This is a genomic window from Microbacterium sp. Soil_N32 (assembly GCF_057655505.1).
This window is the reverse complement of sequence record NZ_JBDGME010000019.1, coordinates 164981-180592: the sequence shown is the minus strand read 5'-3', so window position 1 is coordinate 180592 and position 15612 is coordinate 164981. Positions and strand designations below refer to the sequence as shown.

Annotated in this window: 21 protein-coding genes; 10 read left to right on the top strand and 11 right to left on the bottom strand. The window is 70.6% G+C overall.

All coding sequences use genetic code 11. From position 1 onward, the window contains the following. Nucleotides 1-24: 24 nt before the first annotated feature. Together AC3A3J_RS08930 and AC3A3J_RS08925 are read right to left on the bottom strand one after the other, a co-directional pair. Nucleotides 25-948, bottom strand: a complete 924-nt coding sequence (locus tag AC3A3J_RS08930; RefSeq protein WP_487671943.1) for a PDR/VanB family oxidoreductase — start codon at nt 946-948, stop codon at nt 25-27. Between the two features lie 21 nt (nt 949-969). Beyond that, nucleotides 970-1596, bottom strand: a complete 627-nt coding sequence (locus AC3A3J_RS08925; protein ID WP_487671942.1) for an MSMEG_1061 family FMN-dependent PPOX-type flavoprotein — start codon at nt 1594-1596, stop codon at nt 970-972. 177 nt (nt 1597-1773) lie between these two features. Here AC3A3J_RS08925 and AC3A3J_RS08920 point away from each other — a divergent pair, with 177 nt between their 5' ends. The 6 genes from AC3A3J_RS08920 (at nt 1774) to AC3A3J_RS08895 (ending at nt 6145) form a co-directional block, all read left to right on the top strand. Next, on the top strand, nt 1774-2418 hold the full coding sequence (locus tag AC3A3J_RS08920; RefSeq protein ID WP_487671941.1) for a biotin transporter BioY: 645 nt from the start codon (nt 1774-1776) through the stop codon (nt 2416-2418). Continuing rightward, complete coding sequence (locus AC3A3J_RS08915) at nt 2415-3524, top strand: AMP-binding protein (protein WP_487671940.1); 1110 nt, start codon at nt 2415-2417, stop codon at nt 3522-3524. Before AC3A3J_RS08920 ends, AC3A3J_RS08915 begins: the two co-directional genes overlap by 4 nt. Then, nucleotides 3517-4629: a thiolase family protein gene (locus tag AC3A3J_RS08910; protein ID WP_487671939.1), complete on the top strand. Its 1113-nt coding sequence runs from the start codon at nt 3517-3519 to the stop codon at nt 4627-4629. Before AC3A3J_RS08915 ends, AC3A3J_RS08910 begins: the two co-directional genes overlap by 8 nt. Beyond that, entirely contained in the window at nt 4626-5321 is a 696-nt protein-coding gene (locus AC3A3J_RS08905; protein WP_487671938.1) for an energy-coupling factor ABC transporter ATP-binding protein, read from the top strand. Before AC3A3J_RS08910 ends, AC3A3J_RS08905 begins: the two co-directional genes overlap by 4 nt. Continuing rightward, nucleotides 5315-5923, top strand: coding sequence for an energy-coupling factor transporter transmembrane component T family protein (locus AC3A3J_RS08900; RefSeq protein WP_487671937.1), 609 nt, complete (start codon nt 5315-5317; stop codon nt 5921-5923). Before AC3A3J_RS08905 ends, AC3A3J_RS08900 begins: the two co-directional genes overlap by 7 nt. 72 nt (nt 5924-5995) lie before the next feature. Beyond that, a complete protein-coding gene (locus AC3A3J_RS08895; protein ID WP_487671936.1) occupies nt 5996-6145 on the top strand; it encodes a hypothetical protein in 150 nt (49 codons plus the stop codon). On the opposite strand, the gene AC3A3J_RS08890 is transcribed toward AC3A3J_RS08895, so the two are convergent. Beyond that, the gene (locus tag AC3A3J_RS08890; protein WP_487671935.1) at nt 6142-6291 is read right to left on the bottom strand and encodes a hypothetical protein; all 150 of its coding nucleotides are present in this window, start codon (nt 6289-6291) and stop codon (nt 6142-6144) included. The two genes, AC3A3J_RS08895 and AC3A3J_RS08890, sit on opposite strands and share 4 nt — an antisense overlap. 163 nt (nt 6292-6454) lie before the next feature. Here AC3A3J_RS08890 and AC3A3J_RS08885 point away from each other — a divergent pair, with 163 nt between their 5' ends. Then, nucleotides 6455-6730 carry a hypothetical protein gene (locus tag AC3A3J_RS08885; protein WP_487671934.1) on the top strand — a complete coding sequence of 92 codons (276 nt, stop codon included), beginning with the start codon at nt 6455-6457 and terminating at the stop codon, nt 6728-6730. Further along, nucleotides 6727-7179, top strand: a complete 453-nt coding sequence (locus AC3A3J_RS08880) for a BLUF domain-containing protein (RefSeq protein WP_487671933.1) — start codon at nt 6727-6729, stop codon at nt 7177-7179. Before AC3A3J_RS08885 ends, AC3A3J_RS08880 begins: the two co-directional genes overlap by 4 nt. Here AC3A3J_RS08880 and AC3A3J_RS08875 read toward each other — a convergent pair. Both AC3A3J_RS08875 and AC3A3J_RS08870 read right to left on the bottom strand, forming a co-directional pair. After that, nucleotides 7176-8006 (bottom strand): Rossmann-fold NAD(P)-binding domain-containing protein, encoded by an 831-nt coding sequence (locus AC3A3J_RS08875; RefSeq protein ID WP_487671932.1) that lies wholly within the window; start codon nt 8004-8006, stop codon nt 7176-7178. The genes AC3A3J_RS08880 and AC3A3J_RS08875 overlap by 4 nt on opposite strands. Before the next feature lie 43 nt (nt 8007-8049). Continuing rightward, the gene (locus AC3A3J_RS08870) at nt 8050-8544 is read right to left on the bottom strand and encodes a pyridoxamine 5'-phosphate oxidase family protein (RefSeq protein WP_487671931.1); all 495 of its coding nucleotides are present in this window, start codon (nt 8542-8544) and stop codon (nt 8050-8052) included. A gap of 165 nt (nt 8545-8709) precedes the next feature. On the opposite strand from AC3A3J_RS08870, the gene AC3A3J_RS08865 reads away from it, so the two are divergent. Both AC3A3J_RS08865 and AC3A3J_RS08860 read left to right on the top strand, forming a co-directional pair. Beyond that, a complete protein-coding gene (locus tag AC3A3J_RS08865) occupies nt 8710-9852 on the top strand; it encodes an AI-2E family transporter (protein WP_487671930.1) in 1143 nt (380 codons plus the stop codon). Nucleotides 9853-9939: 87 nt separating this feature from the next. Next, nucleotides 9940-10113 (top strand): hypothetical protein, encoded by a 174-nt coding sequence (locus AC3A3J_RS08860; RefSeq protein WP_314647913.1) that lies wholly within the window; start codon nt 9940-9942, stop codon nt 10111-10113. Between the two features lie 77 nt (nt 10114-10190). On the opposite strand, the gene AC3A3J_RS08855 is transcribed toward AC3A3J_RS08860, so the two are convergent. The 6 genes from AC3A3J_RS08855 to AC3A3J_RS08830 all read right to left on the bottom strand — a co-directional run bounded on the left by AC3A3J_RS08855 (nt 10191) and on the right by AC3A3J_RS08830 (nt 15595). Next, nucleotides 10191-10484, bottom strand: coding sequence for a hypothetical protein (locus tag AC3A3J_RS08855; protein WP_314647915.1), 294 nt, complete (start codon nt 10482-10484; stop codon nt 10191-10193). 110 nt (nt 10485-10594) lie between these two features. Further along, complete coding sequence (locus AC3A3J_RS08850) at nt 10595-11623, bottom strand: Lrp/AsnC family transcriptional regulator (protein WP_487671929.1); 1029 nt, start codon at nt 11621-11623, stop codon at nt 10595-10597. Then, nucleotides 11620-12519 carry an alpha/beta fold hydrolase gene (locus AC3A3J_RS08845; RefSeq protein WP_487671928.1) on the bottom strand — a complete coding sequence of 300 codons (900 nt, stop codon included), beginning with the start codon at nt 12517-12519 and terminating at the stop codon, nt 11620-11622. Before AC3A3J_RS08845 ends, AC3A3J_RS08850 begins: the two co-directional genes overlap by 4 nt. Nucleotides 12520-12547: 28 nt before the next feature. Further along, entirely contained in the window at nt 12548-13726 is a 1179-nt protein-coding gene (locus AC3A3J_RS08840) for a M24 family metallopeptidase (RefSeq protein WP_487671927.1), read from the bottom strand. 10 nt (nt 13727-13736) lie between these two features. Further along, complete coding sequence (locus AC3A3J_RS08835; protein ID WP_487671926.1) at nt 13737-14636, bottom strand: ABC transporter permease; 900 nt, start codon at nt 14634-14636, stop codon at nt 13737-13739. After that, entirely contained in the window at nt 14633-15595 is a 963-nt protein-coding gene (locus AC3A3J_RS08830) for an ABC transporter permease (RefSeq protein WP_314647924.1), read from the bottom strand. Before AC3A3J_RS08830 ends, AC3A3J_RS08835 begins: the two co-directional genes overlap by 4 nt. Nucleotides 15596-15612 lie beyond the last annotated feature (17 nt).

The following is a 15612-nucleotide window of genomic DNA, read 5'->3' as shown; positions in this document are numbered from 1 at the left end:
CCGGGCACCTCTCCGCAGATCACCTCACGCGTCGACGACGAGCTGCGGGCTGCGCGACCGCGAGACGCACGGGTACATCGTCGGCGAATCTTCGTCGACGATCAGGGAATCGCGGTGCTCCGGCTTTCCGTCGAGCACGCTCACCGCGCACGAACCGCAGACGCCGCGCAGGCAGGAACCGCGCACCCCGACCCCGGAGTCTCTCATGGCGTCGAGCATGGACCGTTGCGCCGGCACCGTCACCGTGACGTCCGACCTGCTGCACACGACCGTGAACTCCTCGTTCGGCCGGTGCGCCCGCGGTACGGGTTGGAACCGCTCGACATGGATGCTGCCGCCACGGGGGAGCTCGCCATCGAGCGCACCGAGCGCATCGATGAAGGTCTGGGGTCCGCACGCGTGGATCGCGGTACCCGGTGCGGTGCCCGAGACGAGGCGGGCGAGGTCGAGGCGGCCGTCTGCACCGCTGACGTGCACGGTGATCCGGTCGCCGAGCGCGTCGAGATCTGCGGCGAAGGCGACGTCGTCGGGGTGCCTCACCAGGTACACCATCCGCCAGTCGGCACCCTCGGCCGCGAGGTGCCGGGCCATGGCGAGGATCGGAGTGATGCCGATCCCGGCGGCGACGAGCAGGTATGACGGGGCGTCCGCGAGGGCGAACAGGTTGCGGGGCGGTCGCACCCAGACCCTGCTCCCTACGCGCAGGAACGAGTGGATGTAGTGCGAGCTGCCGCGCGACGACGGCTCACGCAGCACGGCGATCCGATAGCCCGCCACGTCGGCGGGGTCTCCGCACAGCGAGTACTGGCGCTCGTGCCGCGTGATCAGCTGCACGTCGACGTGCGAACCCGGCGCCCACGGGGGCAGCGGCGAACCATCCGGTGCTTCCAGGCGCACGCTCACGATGGAGGGGGTCTCCCGCACGATCTCGCTGACGACGAGCGGCATCATTCCTTCGCGCGAGCGCATTCAGTACAGCACCTTGTACGCACCGGCCATCGCGCCGTCGATCGCATCCCCGACCGAGGGGTCGTAGCCGGACGTGCTCGCCCAGATCTGCCCGGACGTCGGCACCTCCTCGGCGAGGTCCTGCGTCTCGGGATCCCAGAGGCCCGCCCGCAGTAGGGCGCGTCCGCAATGCAGGTAGACCTGCTCCGTGCGCACGACGATGGCGAGGTCGGGAACCGAGTGGTCCTGCTCGAGCATCGCCAGCAGGGACGGATCGTCGGTCACCGTGGCGGTGCCGTTGATGCGCAGGGTCTCGGTCATCCCCGGAACGAAGCACAACAGCCCCACATGGCCGTTGTCGAGGATGTTCGTCATCGAATCGGCGAGCTTGTTCCCCAGTCGGTCAGGGATCACCAGCGTCCGACGGTCGAGGGCCCGCACGAAGCCGGGATAGTCGCCCCGCGGCGAGCAGTCGCAGTTACCGGCGGAATCCGACGTCGACAGGCAGCAGAACGGCGAGTGCGCGAGGAACGCCAGGCAGTTGTCGTCGAGGTGTTCGATGATCTTCTGCACCGTCGGCGCCTCGACGGCTCCCAGGGTTGCGCGCATGCCGCTGAGGTCGACGGGGCGGAACTCGCGGACATCCATCTCTCCACGCTAGACGCGGATGCCCCCGAGGTCTGCATGGCATCGACACATGCATCACGGCGTCGACTGTGCCGCGGACACAACCACCCTCCGAGGCCGTGTTCGTCGGATGTCCCTCGGGCGAACTGCGGCTACTCTTGAACATTGTTCAGGTGAACACCGTTCAGGAAGGTCGACATGTCCGAAGCCACTCCCCTCGCTCGCTCCACCGCGCGCTCCGGCGCCGCCGACCTGGCGCGCATCGCGATCTTCGCCGCCGTCATCGCCGTGCTGGGGTTGCCGGGGTCGTTCACCGTCCTCGGCCCCGTGCCCATCACGGCGCAGACGCTCGGTGTCATGCTCGCCGGCGCGATCCTCGGCCCGTGGCGCGGCGCAGCCTCCGTGGGTGTCTTCCTCCTCCTCACCGCGATCGGAGCGCCGCTGCTCGCGGGCGGCCGCGGGGGGATCGGCGTGTTCCTGGCGCCCTCCGCGGGCTACCTCCTCGGATGGCTCCCGGCCGCATTCGTCATCGGCGCCCTCGTGCACGCCGGCCGGCGCCGTCCGACCGTGCTCCGCACCTTCACCGCGAACGTCGTGGGCGGCATCCTCGTCGTGTACGCGATCGGCATCCCCGTGCAGAGCCTGCTGACCCGGATGCCGCTGGGCGAGACGGCGCTCACCAGCCTCATCTACGTGCCCGGCGACCTGACCAAGGCCGTGCTCGCCACCATCGTCGTGATGGCCCTCGTCACGGGTTACCGGCGCGCATTCCCGGTCGAATGGAGCGACGCACCCCGTCGGAAGACGCGCACCGAGAGCACCGACGGGGCGTCGCGTCCGTGATCGCACTCGTCCCCGGCGACGCCCCCGACCTGCTGTCGCGGGTGGCCGAGGAACGCCGTTCCGGCCGTGCGCCCCTCGTCACGGATCCGCGCTGGCCGCGAGCGCAGCTCGACGCGGTCGCCGCCACCGCTCTGCGCGCATCGATCCCCGCCGACACCGGATGGGCGACCCTCACCTCCGGCTCCAGCGGAGCGCCGCGCATCGTCCTGCGGTCGGCCGCGTCGTGGTCGGCGTCGTTCGCCGCGGTGGCGCACCTCCTGGGCGCCGGGCGAGACGACCGCATCCTGCTCCCCGCTCCCGCGAGCTCGTCGCTGACGCTCTTCTCACTGGCCCATGCGCTCGATGGCGGCCCTCGACCGTGCGGGCCGGGAGTCACGACCGACCCCGATGCCGTCTGCGTGCATGCCACCCCCCAGGGTCTGCGTGCCGTTCTCGAGCGGGGCCCGGCGGCGACGCCGCGTCTTCGCGCGGCGCTCATCGGCGGTTCGGCCCTCGATGCATCGCTGCGGCAGGAAGCGGAGAGTCGAGGCATCCGTGTCGCGTCCTACTACGGCGCGGCGGAGCTCTCGTTCGTCGCGATCGACGACGGCACCGGATGGCGACCGTTCCCCGGTGTCGAGATCGCCATCGTCGACGACGAACTCTGGGTGCTCTCGCCCTTCCTCTCCTCGGGGTACGCCGGCGGAGGTTCGCCGGGCCCGCTCCGGTGGAACGGTTCGTGGGCGACGGTCGGCGACCGCGCGCGGTGGGTCGACGGATGCCTCGACCTGCTCGGGCGCGCCGACGAGGCGATCCTCAGTGCCTCGGCGACGATCCGACCGGACGAGGTCGAGGCGGTGCTCCGGACCGTGCCCGGGGTGCGTGACGCCGTGGTGTTCGGCGTACCCCGCGGCCGGGTGGGTTCCCTCGTCGGGGCGCTTCTCGAACCCGACCTGTCCGGTTGGAACCGGTCCGTTCTCCATGCGACGATGCGGCGACAGCTCGCCCCCGCGCACCGTCCGCGGCGGTGGTTCAGGGGCGCGCTCCCCCGCACGGCATCCGGCAAGCCTGCGCGCGCCGAAGCCCGGCGTCGCGCGCTGGCGGGCGAGGTCGAGCGCTATGCCTGAAGCGGTCGTCCTCGCGGCCCGCCGCACGCCGTTCGCCACGCGCGGGCGGAGACTGGCCGACGTTCCCGTCGAACACCTCGCTGCGCCCGTGCTGCGAGCGGTCCTTGCGGATGCCTGTATGGACGCGCCGATCGCCGACGTCACCCTCGGCAACTGCCGCGGGCCGGGCGGCAACCCCGCGCGCGTCGCCGCGCTCGCCGCCGGATTGAACACGCGGATCCCCGGCGCGACGATCGACCGGCAATGCGCCAGCGGGCTCGCCGCCATCGCGACCGCCGCGGCGAGCATCCGCGCGGGCGGCGACCGGGTGCAGCTCGCCGGCGGAGCGGAGAGCGCGTCCACCGCTCCCCTGCGCAGCACCGCGGGCCGCGCGCACGACCGGGCACCGTTCGCACCGGCCGGCTTCGACGACCCCGACATGACCGTCGCGGCCGACGACCTCGCCGCCCGGTTCGGCATCGGCCGCCGTCGGCAGGAGGCTCAGGCGGAACGCAGCCACCGCCGGGCGATCGCCGCCCGCGACGCCGGACGGTTCGACGCCGAGATCGTCGCCGTCGGATCGCTGCGCGCCGATGACGCCATCGGCGCCGTCCTCCCCGTCTTGCCTCGACTGCGCCCGCTCCACCCGGGCGGCACCGTGACCGCGGGCACGTCGACACGGGTGAGCGATGGTGCCGCCGCCGTCCTCGTGGCCTCGGCCGGCGCGCGCGGAAGCCGTCCGGGGCTGCGTGTACGGGATGCCGCCGTCATCGGCTGCGATCCGGCCCTCCCCGGGCTCGGCGCGGCGTTCGCGATCGACGAGCTGCTGCAGCGCCAGGGTGTCGAACTCAGGGGCATCGGTGCGATCGAGATCGTCGAGGCGTTCGCGGCGCAGGTGCTGGCGATCTGCGATCAGCTCGGGATCGCAGAGGACGACCCGCGTCTCTGCGCCGATGGCGGCGCTCTCGCTCTCGGCCACCCCTGGGGTGCGAGCGGTGCCGCCTCCGTCGTGCGTCTGTTCGCGCGGCTGGTGCGGGGCGGTGCTCCTGCCGGCACGCTCGGCGTCGCGGCGGTCTCCGCCGGCGGCGGACTCGGCGTCGCGATGCTCTTCGAGGTCGTGAGGTGAGCGGCCCGCCGACCCTCGAGCTCGTCGATGTGGACGTCGTCCGCGGCGGCATCCCCGTCCTGTCGGGGGTCACGCTGCGATCCGACGCTCGCACCGTCGCCGTCATCGGCGAGAACGGCTCGGGGAAGTCCACTCTGGCCCGGATGCTCAGCGGCCTTGTCCCCGCCACGCGCGGCACGGTGCGCGTGCTCGGCATCGACTCCCGTCGCGACGCCGCGACGCTGCGGCGCCGCGTGGCGACGGTCTTCAGCAACCCGGACACGCAGATCGTCATGCCCACGGTCGCCGAAGACGTCGCCTTCTCGCTGCGCGCCCTTCGGCTGCCGCGCGCTGAGGCGGACGCCCGCGTCGATGCTGCTCTCACCCGGTTCGGGCTCTCGTCCGTGCGGGATGCCGCCGCCCACGAGCTGTCCAGCGGTCAGAAGCAGCTGCTGGCGGTGGCGGGTGCCTTCGTCCGCGACCCCGATCTGGTGATCGCCGATGAGCCGACGAGCTTCCTCGACGCCCGCCACGCGCGCACCGTTGCCGACCACCTCCTCGCCGATCGCGGCCACCGCACGCTCCTCGTCACGCACGACCTCGTGCTCGCTCGACGGTGCGAGGTCGCGGTGCTGTGCGCGGGCGGACGGGTCGTACGGACCGGTGATCCCGCGGCCGTCGTGGACGCCTACGAGACGAGCCTGGGGTGCTGACCGTCTACCGCCCCGGCACGGGCCTGCTGCACCGCCTCCCGGTGGGACCGAAGGTGCTGGTGCTCGGCGCGTTGAGCACGGTCGTGCTGCTCGCTCCCAGCACGTGGCTGGGGGCGATCCTCGCCGGTGGAGTGGCGCTCGCCACCTCGCTCGCCGCCGCGATCGGCAGCGGCGGCCTGCTGGCCGACATCCCGCGGCAGGTGTGGGCGATGCGGGCCATGATCGTGTTCCTGCTCGTGAGCCAGACGCTCTTCCTGGGCGTCGAGATCGCGTGCGCGACCACCGTGCGGCTGGTGGCAGCCGTGCTGATCGCGGGACTCCTCGTGCGGACCACGCCGCTCGCAACGCTGCTCGGCGCGTGCGAGCGTGTGCTGCGCCGCCTGCCCCTCCGCCGAGGCGTGGCGGAGAAGGTGGCACTGCTCCTGGTGGTGACGGTGGGCATGGTGCCGACCCTCGTGCGGCTCGGGCACGAGGTGCTCGACGCACAGCGGGCGCGAGGAAAGCGCGCGGGGCTGCGCACCTTCGTCGTCCCCTTCCTCGTGTGCGCGCTGAGGAGTGCCGACGAGCTGGGAGATGCGCTGGCGGTCCGCGGGGTGGACTGACCTCGGTGTCAACCGTCTTCTCGGGCGCCCGCGCGCCCGCTAGGAAGAGGGTCCCCCAGGATTGGAGTCCCCATGAGCACGCCCCACGACGACACCGCCGAGCCCCGCGACTACGACGGCCCCGATTCCGACATCGCGTCGGGCAACATCACCGACGCCGACTTCGCCGCATCCCCGACGCGGTCCGACGACGACGAGCCGTCGGACCGCGAGGCGGACTAACCGCCCGACGGGTTGTCGACGGGTGTGCCGTCGTCATCGAGGGTGTGCGCCGTCGTGGCCTCGTCGGCCTGCTCCGGCTTGTCTCCGCCGTCGGCGTTCTGCTCGCTTGCGGCAGTCGTCCCGGCATCGTGCGCGTGATCGCTCATCGTGTCCTCCTCGTTCGGAACGGCGACCGTACCTCGATCCGCGGAGCGCACGGACGGGGTTGACCGCGCGCGCCGCACTGTCCACACTGCGCGACGTGCCATGCTGGTGCCCCTGCGCGCAAGGGGGAAGACGGATGTCGGAGCCCGCCCGTAGTCTGCAAGGGTGAACGACCCTGCGCATACACCTTCTCCCGAGTACACCTCCGACGTCCTGTGGGCGTGCGTCGAAGACGGCTTCCATGTCGGCAGCCGTGGCGGCGACTTCCTCGGCTACGTCGACCGGCAGTCCGACGGGCGTTTCCGCGCCTTCGATGCGCGCAGCACGGCACTCGGCGACTTCTCGACCCTGAGCGAGGCGACGCACGCCGTCGGCACCGCCTCCTCCCCGACCGTCCCGCTCGCCAACGCCGGCGACTCCCGGATCGGCACGGCCGAATGACCGCCGGCCTCGTTTCCCTCGTCTACGCCAGCACGGCCTCGCAGCCGTTCCGCGAGACCGCGCTCGAAGAACTCCTCGCCACCTGCCGCCGCTTGAACGCCGCGCGCGACGTCACCGGCATGCTTCTCTATCGGGGTGGACGCTTCATTCAGATCCTCGAGGGCCCCCGCGACACTGTCGACGAGCTGTTCGCCAAGATCAGCCGCGACCCGCGCCACCACGACGTGCGGATGCTGATCGAAGAACCGATCTCGGAGCGCCGCTTCGTCGAATGGACGATGGGCTATCACGCGTTCCGTGCCGACCCCACCGGGGCCCCGTCGGGCTATCGCGACTCCTTCGCCGACCTCGAGTCCGGCGTCGACCGTGAGGCGGCGCGACGGGCACTGGCGGAGCTCACGCTGTGGTTCCGAGTGCGCAGTCCCCGCGTGAGCGACGTGGCGAACTAGGACCTGTCGAGAGCGGCGAGCATCTCGGTGTAGCCCGAGACGTACGTCGGGTGCTCGAGGTCGCCCAGCGTGCGACGCAGGAGCGCGCCGTCCAGGATGTGCCCCGTGGCCCCGTCAGCGGGAGCGGCGGGCGGTGCGGGCACGCCGAGCCGCTCCGCCAGGAAGTCCACCACTTCGCCGAGCTGCACGGGCTGCTCGTCGGTCGCGTGCAGCAGCGCAGGCGACTCCGCCAGACGGAGAAGGATGTGCAGCGTGCGGACGAGGTCGGCTTCGTGGATGCGGTTGGTCCAGCGCTGTCGATCCACCGTGCGTCCTTCGCGCACGGTGCGGAGGAGGAAGTCGCGTCCGGGACCGTAGATGCCGGAGGGTCGGACGACTGATGCCCCGAACAGCTCGACGGCCGCGCGCTCCCCGTCGCGCAACGCGCGGGCCCGATCGCTCGAGAGCGGTGGTTCGTCGTCCTCGGTGATCGGCGCCTCGGGCCCGACGCCCGCGAAGACTCCGGTCGAGGACACGAAGACGGTGCGCTCGGGAGCGTCGGGCAGAGCGCGCTCGAGGTGCTGGAGTGCCCGCCGGTAGCCGTCGACGTCCTCCCCCGGCGGCAGCGTGACGATCATCGAATCCACGCGGGGCAGCCGCGCGTCGAGCAGCCGGGAGACGTCGGCGACGATCCCCCGCACACCCGACGGGAGCGGAGCATCCGTGCGCCGCAGCGCGATCGCCTCGGCGCCCTCAGATCGGAGCAACGGCGCCAGAGCGGCGCCGAGTTTGCCGTAGCCGACGAGCAGGGTGCGGCCGGCGTCGCGCGGGCTCGGGGATGCGTTCATCCCCTCACCCTGCCACAGCCGACCGACCCCGCCGGGCCCCTGCTCAGCTCTCAGACTTCGGCAGGCTGACGACCTCGTTCTCGGCGTCGTACTGCTCGCCCGTGATCTTCGACTTGACGAAACTGAACAGCGACGCGATGCGACCGCCGGGGCTGTCCCAGTACTCGGCCGTTTCCGCCGAGAACTTCAGCAGACCCACGTCGGGGTCGTTCGGGCCGTTCGGGAACCAGGCCTCCACGACCGGGTTCCACAGTTCGTCGATCTTCGCGCGGTCCTCGACCAACGATGCGTGGCCCGAGAGCGAGACCCACGAGTCGTTCGAGCTGAGCGAGACGCCCACACGGTCGTCGGCGCGAAGATCGGTGACGAAAGTGGCGCTCTTCGCGACGAGGAACCACAGGTCGCCGTCGAACTCCGCCTCCTGCACGGTGAGCGGGTGGGCGACGAGGCGGTCCTCGGCGTTGCGGGTGGTGAGCATCGCGAACCGGAAATCCTTGATGAGCTCGGCGACTCGCTGGGTGGGCGTCTGATCGGTCATGGGTGCGGTCCCTTCCGAGCCGCCGGGAGCGGCGGCCTCGCGACCAGCGTGGGGCGTTCTCGCGACGTGCGCCAGGGGCTTGCGATCATCGGGACGCCCGGATAGAAAGGCCGAGCTGGCGATCTCCACCGGGGCGATCGAGCCGATGGCCGGGAGGCGCGCGTGATGGGACTGTTCCGACGACCCGAGTTGCCGATCGTGGAGGACGACGAGCCCCGCCTGTGGTCGCAGGGCTGGGGCCTCGTCGCCACCCGGAGCCTGCAGACGCTGGCCGTCCTCGCCGTGGTCGCCGTCGCCGTGCTGGTCATCACGCAGCTGTCGCTGGTGTTCATCCCGGTCACGATCGCGCTCATCCTGGCCTGCGCGATCCATCCTCTCGTCGCCCTGATGCGTCGCCACGGCGTGCCCTCGATCCTCGCCACGTGGATCGCCCTGATCGGCATCATCCTCGTGCTCGGTGCGGTCGTCTGGGTCATCGTGCTCACGGTGCGGTCGCAGTGGGACGACCTCGTCGACTCCGCCAGCGACGGCATCTCCCAGGTGACCGCGTGGCTCGACACCCTCCCCTTCGATATCCAGTCCCTCGACCTCGACGATCTGTGGGCCAGCGCGCAGGACTTCCTGACCAGCGCGTCGTTCGGGCGCGGTGCGCTCGCGGGAGTCTCGGCGACGGCCAGCTTCTTCACGGGCCTCGCGCTCATGATCGTCGTACTCTTCTTCTTCCTCAAGGACGGGCCGCGCATCTGGGAGTTCCTCCTGCGCCCGTTCACCGGCCGCAGCTACGAGCGTGCGCGCCGCATCGGCGACAAGACGGTCGCGACGTTCGGCGGGTACGTCCGCGGTACGTCGATCGTGGCCGCAGCGGATGCCCTCGGTATCGGGATCGGTCTGGCGATCCTGCAGATCCCCCTCGCCATCCCGCTCGCCGTGATCGTGTTCCTCACGGCGTTCATCCCCCTCGTCGGGGCCACGGCTGCCGGCATCCTCGCGGCGCTCGTCGCTCTGGTGACCCACGGACCGGTCGCCGCGCTCATCGTGGTCGGCATCGTCGTGCTCGTCAACCAGCTCGAAGGCAACTTCCTCCAGCCGGTCGTGATGGCGCGTTCGCTCAAGCTGCACGCGCTGGTGATCCTGCTCGCCCTGACCGCGGGCACGATCCTCGGCGGCATCGTGGGGGCGGTCCTCTCCGTGCCGCTGGCCGCCGCTGCGTGGGGTGTCATCACCGTGTGGGACGGCCCGCACACTCCCGCACGCCCGTTCCGGCAGAAGCGGCCCGAGACCGTCGACGGCAGGGAGGACGCGTCCTAGCGGCCCGCCCGGGGCGCGTCAACCGACTCCCCGGCCGGCTCCCATCGTCGTAGCGTCGAGACCACTCACCGACGAGAGGAGCATCCGATGACCACCAATCCCCCGCCCCCGATCCCGCCGGTCCCGCCGTTGGGCGGCGACGACGAGGGCACGGACGTCCCCACCCGCGAGGTCGACGGCGAGCGTGAACTCGATGAGGACGCGAACCCCGACCTGATCGACAGCGCCGACGCCGACCGCATCGCCGCGGAAGGCGACTGATCGAAGCGACGCGTCATCCACGGCACGACGAAGGGGCGGGCCCGGATCTTCCGGGCCCGCCCCTTCGGTTCGCGTCGTCAGTTCGCCAGCAACGGCGGCAGCGAGGGGATCGGCACGGGCCGAGTGGCCCGGTTCGTGCGGTTCGGCGCATGCATGCGCTCGACATCGGCGAGCACCTCAAAGGCGTTGGAGTAGCGCATCGCGAGGGGCAGGTCGCGCACCCACACCACCTCGACCTCGGTCTCGGCGAACTCGTACACGCACGCCACGATGTGGCGCGGGTCGTTCGCAGGGAATCGCTGGTCGTTGATCACCCACTCGGTGGGCGTGATGCGACGCAGCACGTAACGCGGCTCTGGATCTCCTGACATGACGGCCCTCCAAGACTCTTCCCCCGTACTCAGTGAGTCTCGGCGAGAAGCCGCACGACGGCGAGGGGCTTGACAGATCTGCAGAAGCATGCCGATCTGGAATATCGGCGTCAGGCCTCGTTGCCGCCCGCGGAAGCGACCTGCGCGCGCCACCATGGGGTCTCGATGAAGCCGCGCTTCATGAAGACCAGCTCCATCGCGGCGGTCCATCCGCGCACGCCCTTCAGGTGCGCGATGGTGCCGGTGAGGAAGTCGTGCAGCGTCTCGGTGCTCGGCAGGATGATCTCGCAGTACAGCGAGTTCTCCTCCAGCGCCGCGGCGAGGAAGCGGACGGACACGTGCTGCGACAGCGTGCGCGCGACCGCCGCGAGACGCGAGGGCTCGACGCGCAGCATCAACAGCGTCTCGGCGCTCATGCCGAGCGCGGATGCCGGCACCATGGTGACCGTGGTGAGGCATCCCGCGGCCCGCATCCGGTCGTAACGGCGCCGCACACTGCTCTCGTTCATGTCGAGCTTCGCCGCGATCGACAGGAACGACGCGCGTCCGTTCTCGCTCAGCTCGCGGACGATGGCCCGGTCCGCATCGTCGAAGTGGGTCGGATCGCACGTATTCGGCGCCGGCATGAAGGCCTGCGGGTCGCTCGCCACCTCGGCATGCGTGTCGTACAGCTGGCGTCCCCAGTCGAAGCTGACCTTGTAGGTGTGCACCACGAGGTCGCTGCGCCACCGCTCGACCCCCGGGATGCCCTGGAGGTCGGTGAGCACGTGGGCGTAGGTCGCGGAGTCGCCCGGGATGACGACCTCGGCGAACACGTCGAACTTGCCGGTCACGAGCGTCACGAAGCGCACGAACGGCGACCCGATCAGCGCTTCCGCCACTCCGAGCTGGCGCCCGGGGGTGCAGTTGATCCGCACGAAGAACGTCTCGACATGCCCTTCGCTGCCGAGCGTCGGCACGATCCCGACGCGCACGACGCCCTCGGCGAGCAGCTGCTGTCCGCGACGTGTGACCGTCGACACGGATGCTCCGGCGAACTCGGCGATCGACGTCCAGCTCGCCCGCCCGTCCTGTTGAAGCGCGACGACGATGCGACGATCGAGGTCGCTGACCTCGCGTCCCCCCTGAACCGCGCTCATGCCGTCGGCGGGTACACCCGGTGCAGGAAGCTGCGCACCGCGTCCGTCCACGCCTCTGCCTCCTCGATCTGGGGCGAATGCCCCGACTTCTCGAACACCACCATCTCGGAGTCGGGGATGAGCTCGGCGATGGTCTCGCTACACGATACTGGCGTGATCCAGTCGGTCCGCCCCACGGTGATGAGTGTCGGGACGGCGATCTCGTGAAGGCGCGGCTTCAGGTCGTAGTTCGGGAGGTTCACCGAGAACGCGTAGTTGTGCGCGCGGTAGCGGTACGGGGTCGCCTGCACCTTCCGCTCGACCGCCTCGGGGTCGTACGTGAAGTCGTAGAGCGGCAGGATCTCCCGCCAGCAGTCCTTCAGGTCCTCGTCGTCGCGCACCTGCCCGACGTCGATGCGATCGAACTTCTCCATGTCGATCGTGACCCGGTCGGAGGCCAGCGCGTTCTCGCGCGCGAGGTGGGCGTTCGAGTTGTCGGGCGAGGTGTCGCGCAGCACGAGCGCCGCCACGCGGTCGGGGTGCCGCAGGGCGTACTCCATGGTCATGAACCCGCCGTAGGAGCCTCCGGCCATCACGATGCGGTCCGCGCCGATCCACTCGCGCAGCCCGTCGATGTCCGCCGCCCACTGCTCGTGGCTGTACTCGCCCTCGCCTTCGCTCTGGCCGCTGCCTCGCGCGTCGAACACGACGACGCGGTATTCGTCGGCCAGACGCCCGAAACTCGCCCGCGGCTCTGCGCGCGAGCCCAGCCCCGGCGCGCCGTGATGGGTGATGATCACGGGTGCGTCCTCGGGGCCGAGCACCTCCACCGCGAGGTGGTTGCCGTTGATCTCGACCCACTGGTGGTCGCTCGTGGCCGCGGCGAACTCCGGCGAGACCTCGGGGGTGGATGTCATGTCGTCCTCTTTCTGGCTGGTCATGGGGTCAGAGCGCGATCGTGCACGCGTCGAGATCGCGCGGGAAGGTGGTCAGTGCCTCGGCGCCGTCGTCGGCGATGAGCATGCTGTCGCTGATGCGGTAGCCGGCGTGGCCGGGCACGTAGATGCCGGGCTCGTTCGAGACGACCATGCCCGCCGTGAGAACGGTGTCGTCCCCGTCCTCGAGCCACGGGGCCTCGTGCATCCCCAGGCCGATGCCATGGCCCTGCCGATGGCGGATGTACTCGCCGAGGCCCGCGTCGCGGATCACGTCGAGGCACAGTCTGTTCGCCTCCCGGCACTCCAGGCCGGCGCGGAGCGTCTCCCGGCCCACGCGCTGCGCCTCGTGGATGGTGTCGTGGTAGCGGCGTTGCTCCGCGGTGGGCTCGCCCAGCACGAACGTGCGCTCCCCCTCGATGAAGCGCCCGCCGACGGCGCACCCGAGCGAGAGCATGAACGTGTCGCCGTTGCGCAGCCGATTCACCGTCGGCAGGCCGTGAGGGAAGGCGGAGTTCGCTCCGGAGTAGACCAGGCCGCCCGCGAGGAGCGAGGCCACGACCACGTCCCTGTGCTCGTCGTACATGATCCGTGTTCCGGTGGCCGTCACGTGGCGCTCGAGCTCCGCCTCGGTGGGGAGATCGCCTGCGGCTGCGATCGCCTCGGTGACGAGCGCGACGCCCGCGTCGAGCATCCGGTCGGTGATCCGCGCGGCTTCGCGATGCAGCACGATCTCCTCATCGAACTTCACGAAGCGCGCGCGCGTGATCAGATCTGAGGCGTGCAGTTCCGCCTGCGACATCGCCGAGCGCGCCGTCGTCAGCCGCCGGTACGACATACCGGGGGCGAATCCGATGCGACCACGCGGCGACACTGCCGCGGCGAGCGCGGCGAACGGCGCGACCACGCCGGGGTATTCGAAGAACGTCACCGGCTCCGCGCGAGCGCTCTGCGCCGCCGCGTACTCGCGTTCCAGTTCGGGAAGGAGCATCACGACGCGCCCGTCGCCCGATAGCCAGACGGCGACGGGGCGTTCGGAAGGGTGGTGGAAGAACCCGGTGAGGTACGCGATGTCCTCGGGGTCGTCGGTGAGGAAGCCGTCGAGGCCCTCCTCCGCCATCGCGGCGATGACGCGCTGCTGCACGCGATCGTAGAAGGCAGGATCGAGCCGTTGCGAGAGACCGGTCACGGTGCTCCTCCTAGCGGGCCAGGTGGCGGGGGTTGCGGGCGTCGTTGTAGGCGATCGACAGCAGCGTGGCGGAGAGCACGAGGATGAGGATCGCGATGGACGGGAACAGGGTCAGCCACCAGGCGCTGACCATCGCGCCGGCCTGCTGCGCCTCGTACAGGATGCGTCCCCACGACCAGGTGGTCGGGTCTCCGAGACCGAGGAAGGCGAGTCCGGCCGCCGACAGCACCGCCCGGGAGGCGGTGACCACGACCGAGACGACGACCACGGGGGTGACGGCGGGGAGAACGTGGCGGGTGATGATCCAGAACGGCGAGGTGGTCATGAGCCGGGACGCGTCGACGTACGGCAGCCCGACCACCGTGAGGGCCTGCGAACGCACGAGACGCGTGACCTCCGGCCAGGAGAAGGCGGCGACCACCAGGATGATCGTCGTCGTGCTCGGCCCGACGAGGGCCGCGATGAGGATCATCAGCGGGAGCACCGGCAGCGAGAGCGTCATGTCGACGATGACGCTGAGGATGCTGTCGAATCGCCGGAAGTACGCGCCGATCACGGCGATGACGGTGCCGAAGACGATGGCGATCACCGAGGCCGCGACGGCCACGAGCACACTCTGCTGCGTTCCCCAGATGACCTCCGAGAACACGTCGCGGCCGAGCGCGTCGGTGCCGAACCAGTGGTCGCCGCCCGGGGGACGCAGCACGTCGGGCCCGTAGCTCGCCGGGTAGGGGGCGATGAGCGGCGCGGCGAGCGCGATCACGACGAGGAGCAGCAGCAGGGCGAGGGAGATCATGCCCAGGGGGTCGCGGCGGAATGCGCGCCAGGTGTGGGCGCTCGCGCGCTCGCTGCCGACGGCGGCGGGCTCGGTGGGCTGCAGGTTCTCGGACAGCGGCAGCGGAGCGGTCATGACGTCTTCACTCTCGGGTCGAGGTAGCCGTAGATGATGTCGGTGAGCGTGTTCGCCACCACCACCGTCGCGGCGAGGAGGAGGAACGCTCCCTGCAGCACCGGGAAGTCGAGCTGTGTGACGGCCTCGTAGATGCCGCGTCCGATGCCCGGGTAGGCGAAGACGGTCTCGGTCAGCACCGCTCCGCCGACGAGGAAGCCCAACTGCAGGCCGATCAGCGTCGTGGTCGGCAGCAGGGCGTTGCGCAGGGCGTGCTTCCAGAGGATGCGGCGGCCGCGGAGCCCGTTCGCCCTGGCGAGGAGGATGTAGTCCTCGCCGAGCGTCTCGATAAGCGTGGAGCGCATGGTGAGTACGTAGGAGCCGACCTGGATGAGCATGAGCGAGACGGCCGGGAGCACGAGGTGACGGGCGACGCTGAGGTACCAGTCCATCCCGTAGGTGTTCGTCGCATATGCGCCGCCGATCGGGAACCAGCCCAGGTTGAGCCCGAAGACGAACAGCAGGAGGATCGCGACGCTCGGCACGAACAGCGACTGACCCGTCACCCCGAGCACCTGCACGGCCCGGTCGACGAATCGGCCCTTATGCGACGCTGCGGCGACGCCGAGGGGGATGCCGATGACGATCGTGAGCGCCAGGGCCGTGAGGGTCAGCAGCAGCGTCCAGGGCAGCCGCTGCAGCAGGACGTCGAGGACCGGGATGGACTGGGTGAAGGAGATGCCCAGGTTGCCCTGCACGAGCTGCCACATGTACAGCCCGTACTGGACGATCAGCGGCTGGTCGAGGCCGTACTGCTCGAGGATGGTCGCCCGGATGGCATCCGTCATGTTCGGGCTCGCGAGCGCGAGCGCCGGATCGCCGGGCAGGAGCCGCAGCAGCAGGAACGTCACGGTCACGGCGAACCAGATCGTGAGCAGACCTCGACCTGCGCGACGGAGAATGAACGATGCTCGGGACACCCGGGCGACCTTCCTCG

Coding starts and splice junctions, on each gene's coding strand:
- AC3A3J_RS08890 (WP_487671935.1), bottom strand. CDS start 6,291: ATGAGCGATCACGCGCACGATGCCGGGACGACTGCCGCAAGCGAGCAG.
- AC3A3J_RS08925 (WP_487671942.1), bottom strand. CDS start 1,596: ATGGATGTCCGCGAGTTCCGCCCCGTCGACCTCAGCGGCATGCGCGCA.
- AC3A3J_RS08875 (WP_487671932.1), bottom strand. CDS start 8,006: ATGAACGCATCCCCGAGCCCGCGCGACGCCGGCCGCACCCTGCTCGTC.
- AC3A3J_RS08845 (WP_487671928.1), bottom strand. CDS start 12,519: ATGACATCCACCCCCGAGGTCTCGCCGGAGTTCGCCGCGGCCACGAGC.
- AC3A3J_RS08860 (WP_314647913.1), top strand. CDS start 9,940: ATGACCACCAATCCCCCGCCCCCGATCCCGCCGGTCCCGCCGTTGGGC.
- AC3A3J_RS08920 (WP_487671941.1), top strand. CDS start 1,774: ATGTCCGAAGCCACTCCCCTCGCTCGCTCCACCGCGCGCTCCGGCGCC.
- AC3A3J_RS08930 (WP_487671943.1), bottom strand. CDS start 948: ATGCCGCTCGTCGTCAGCGAGATCGTGCGGGAGACCCCCTCCATCGTG.
- AC3A3J_RS08865 (WP_487671930.1), top strand. CDS start 8,710: ATGGGACTGTTCCGACGACCCGAGTTGCCGATCGTGGAGGACGACGAG.
- AC3A3J_RS08910 (WP_487671939.1), top strand. CDS start 3,517: ATGCCTGAAGCGGTCGTCCTCGCGGCCCGCCGCACGCCGTTCGCCACG.
- AC3A3J_RS08850 (WP_487671929.1), bottom strand. CDS start 11,623: ATGAGCGCGGTTCAGGGGGGACGCGAGGTCAGCGACCTCGATCGTCGC.
- AC3A3J_RS08835 (WP_487671926.1), bottom strand. CDS start 14,636: ATGACCGCTCCGCTGCCGCTGTCCGAGAACCTGCAGCCCACCGAGCCC.
- AC3A3J_RS08895 (WP_487671936.1), top strand. CDS start 5,996: ATGAGCACGCCCCACGACGACACCGCCGAGCCCCGCGACTACGACGGC.
- AC3A3J_RS08880 (WP_487671933.1), top strand. CDS start 6,727: ATGACCGCCGGCCTCGTTTCCCTCGTCTACGCCAGCACGGCCTCGCAG.
- AC3A3J_RS08870 (WP_487671931.1), bottom strand. CDS start 8,544: ATGACCGATCAGACGCCCACCCAGCGAGTCGCCGAGCTCATCAAGGAT.
- AC3A3J_RS08855 (WP_314647915.1), bottom strand. CDS start 10,484: ATGTCAGGAGATCCAGAGCCGCGTTACGTGCTGCGTCGCATCACGCCC.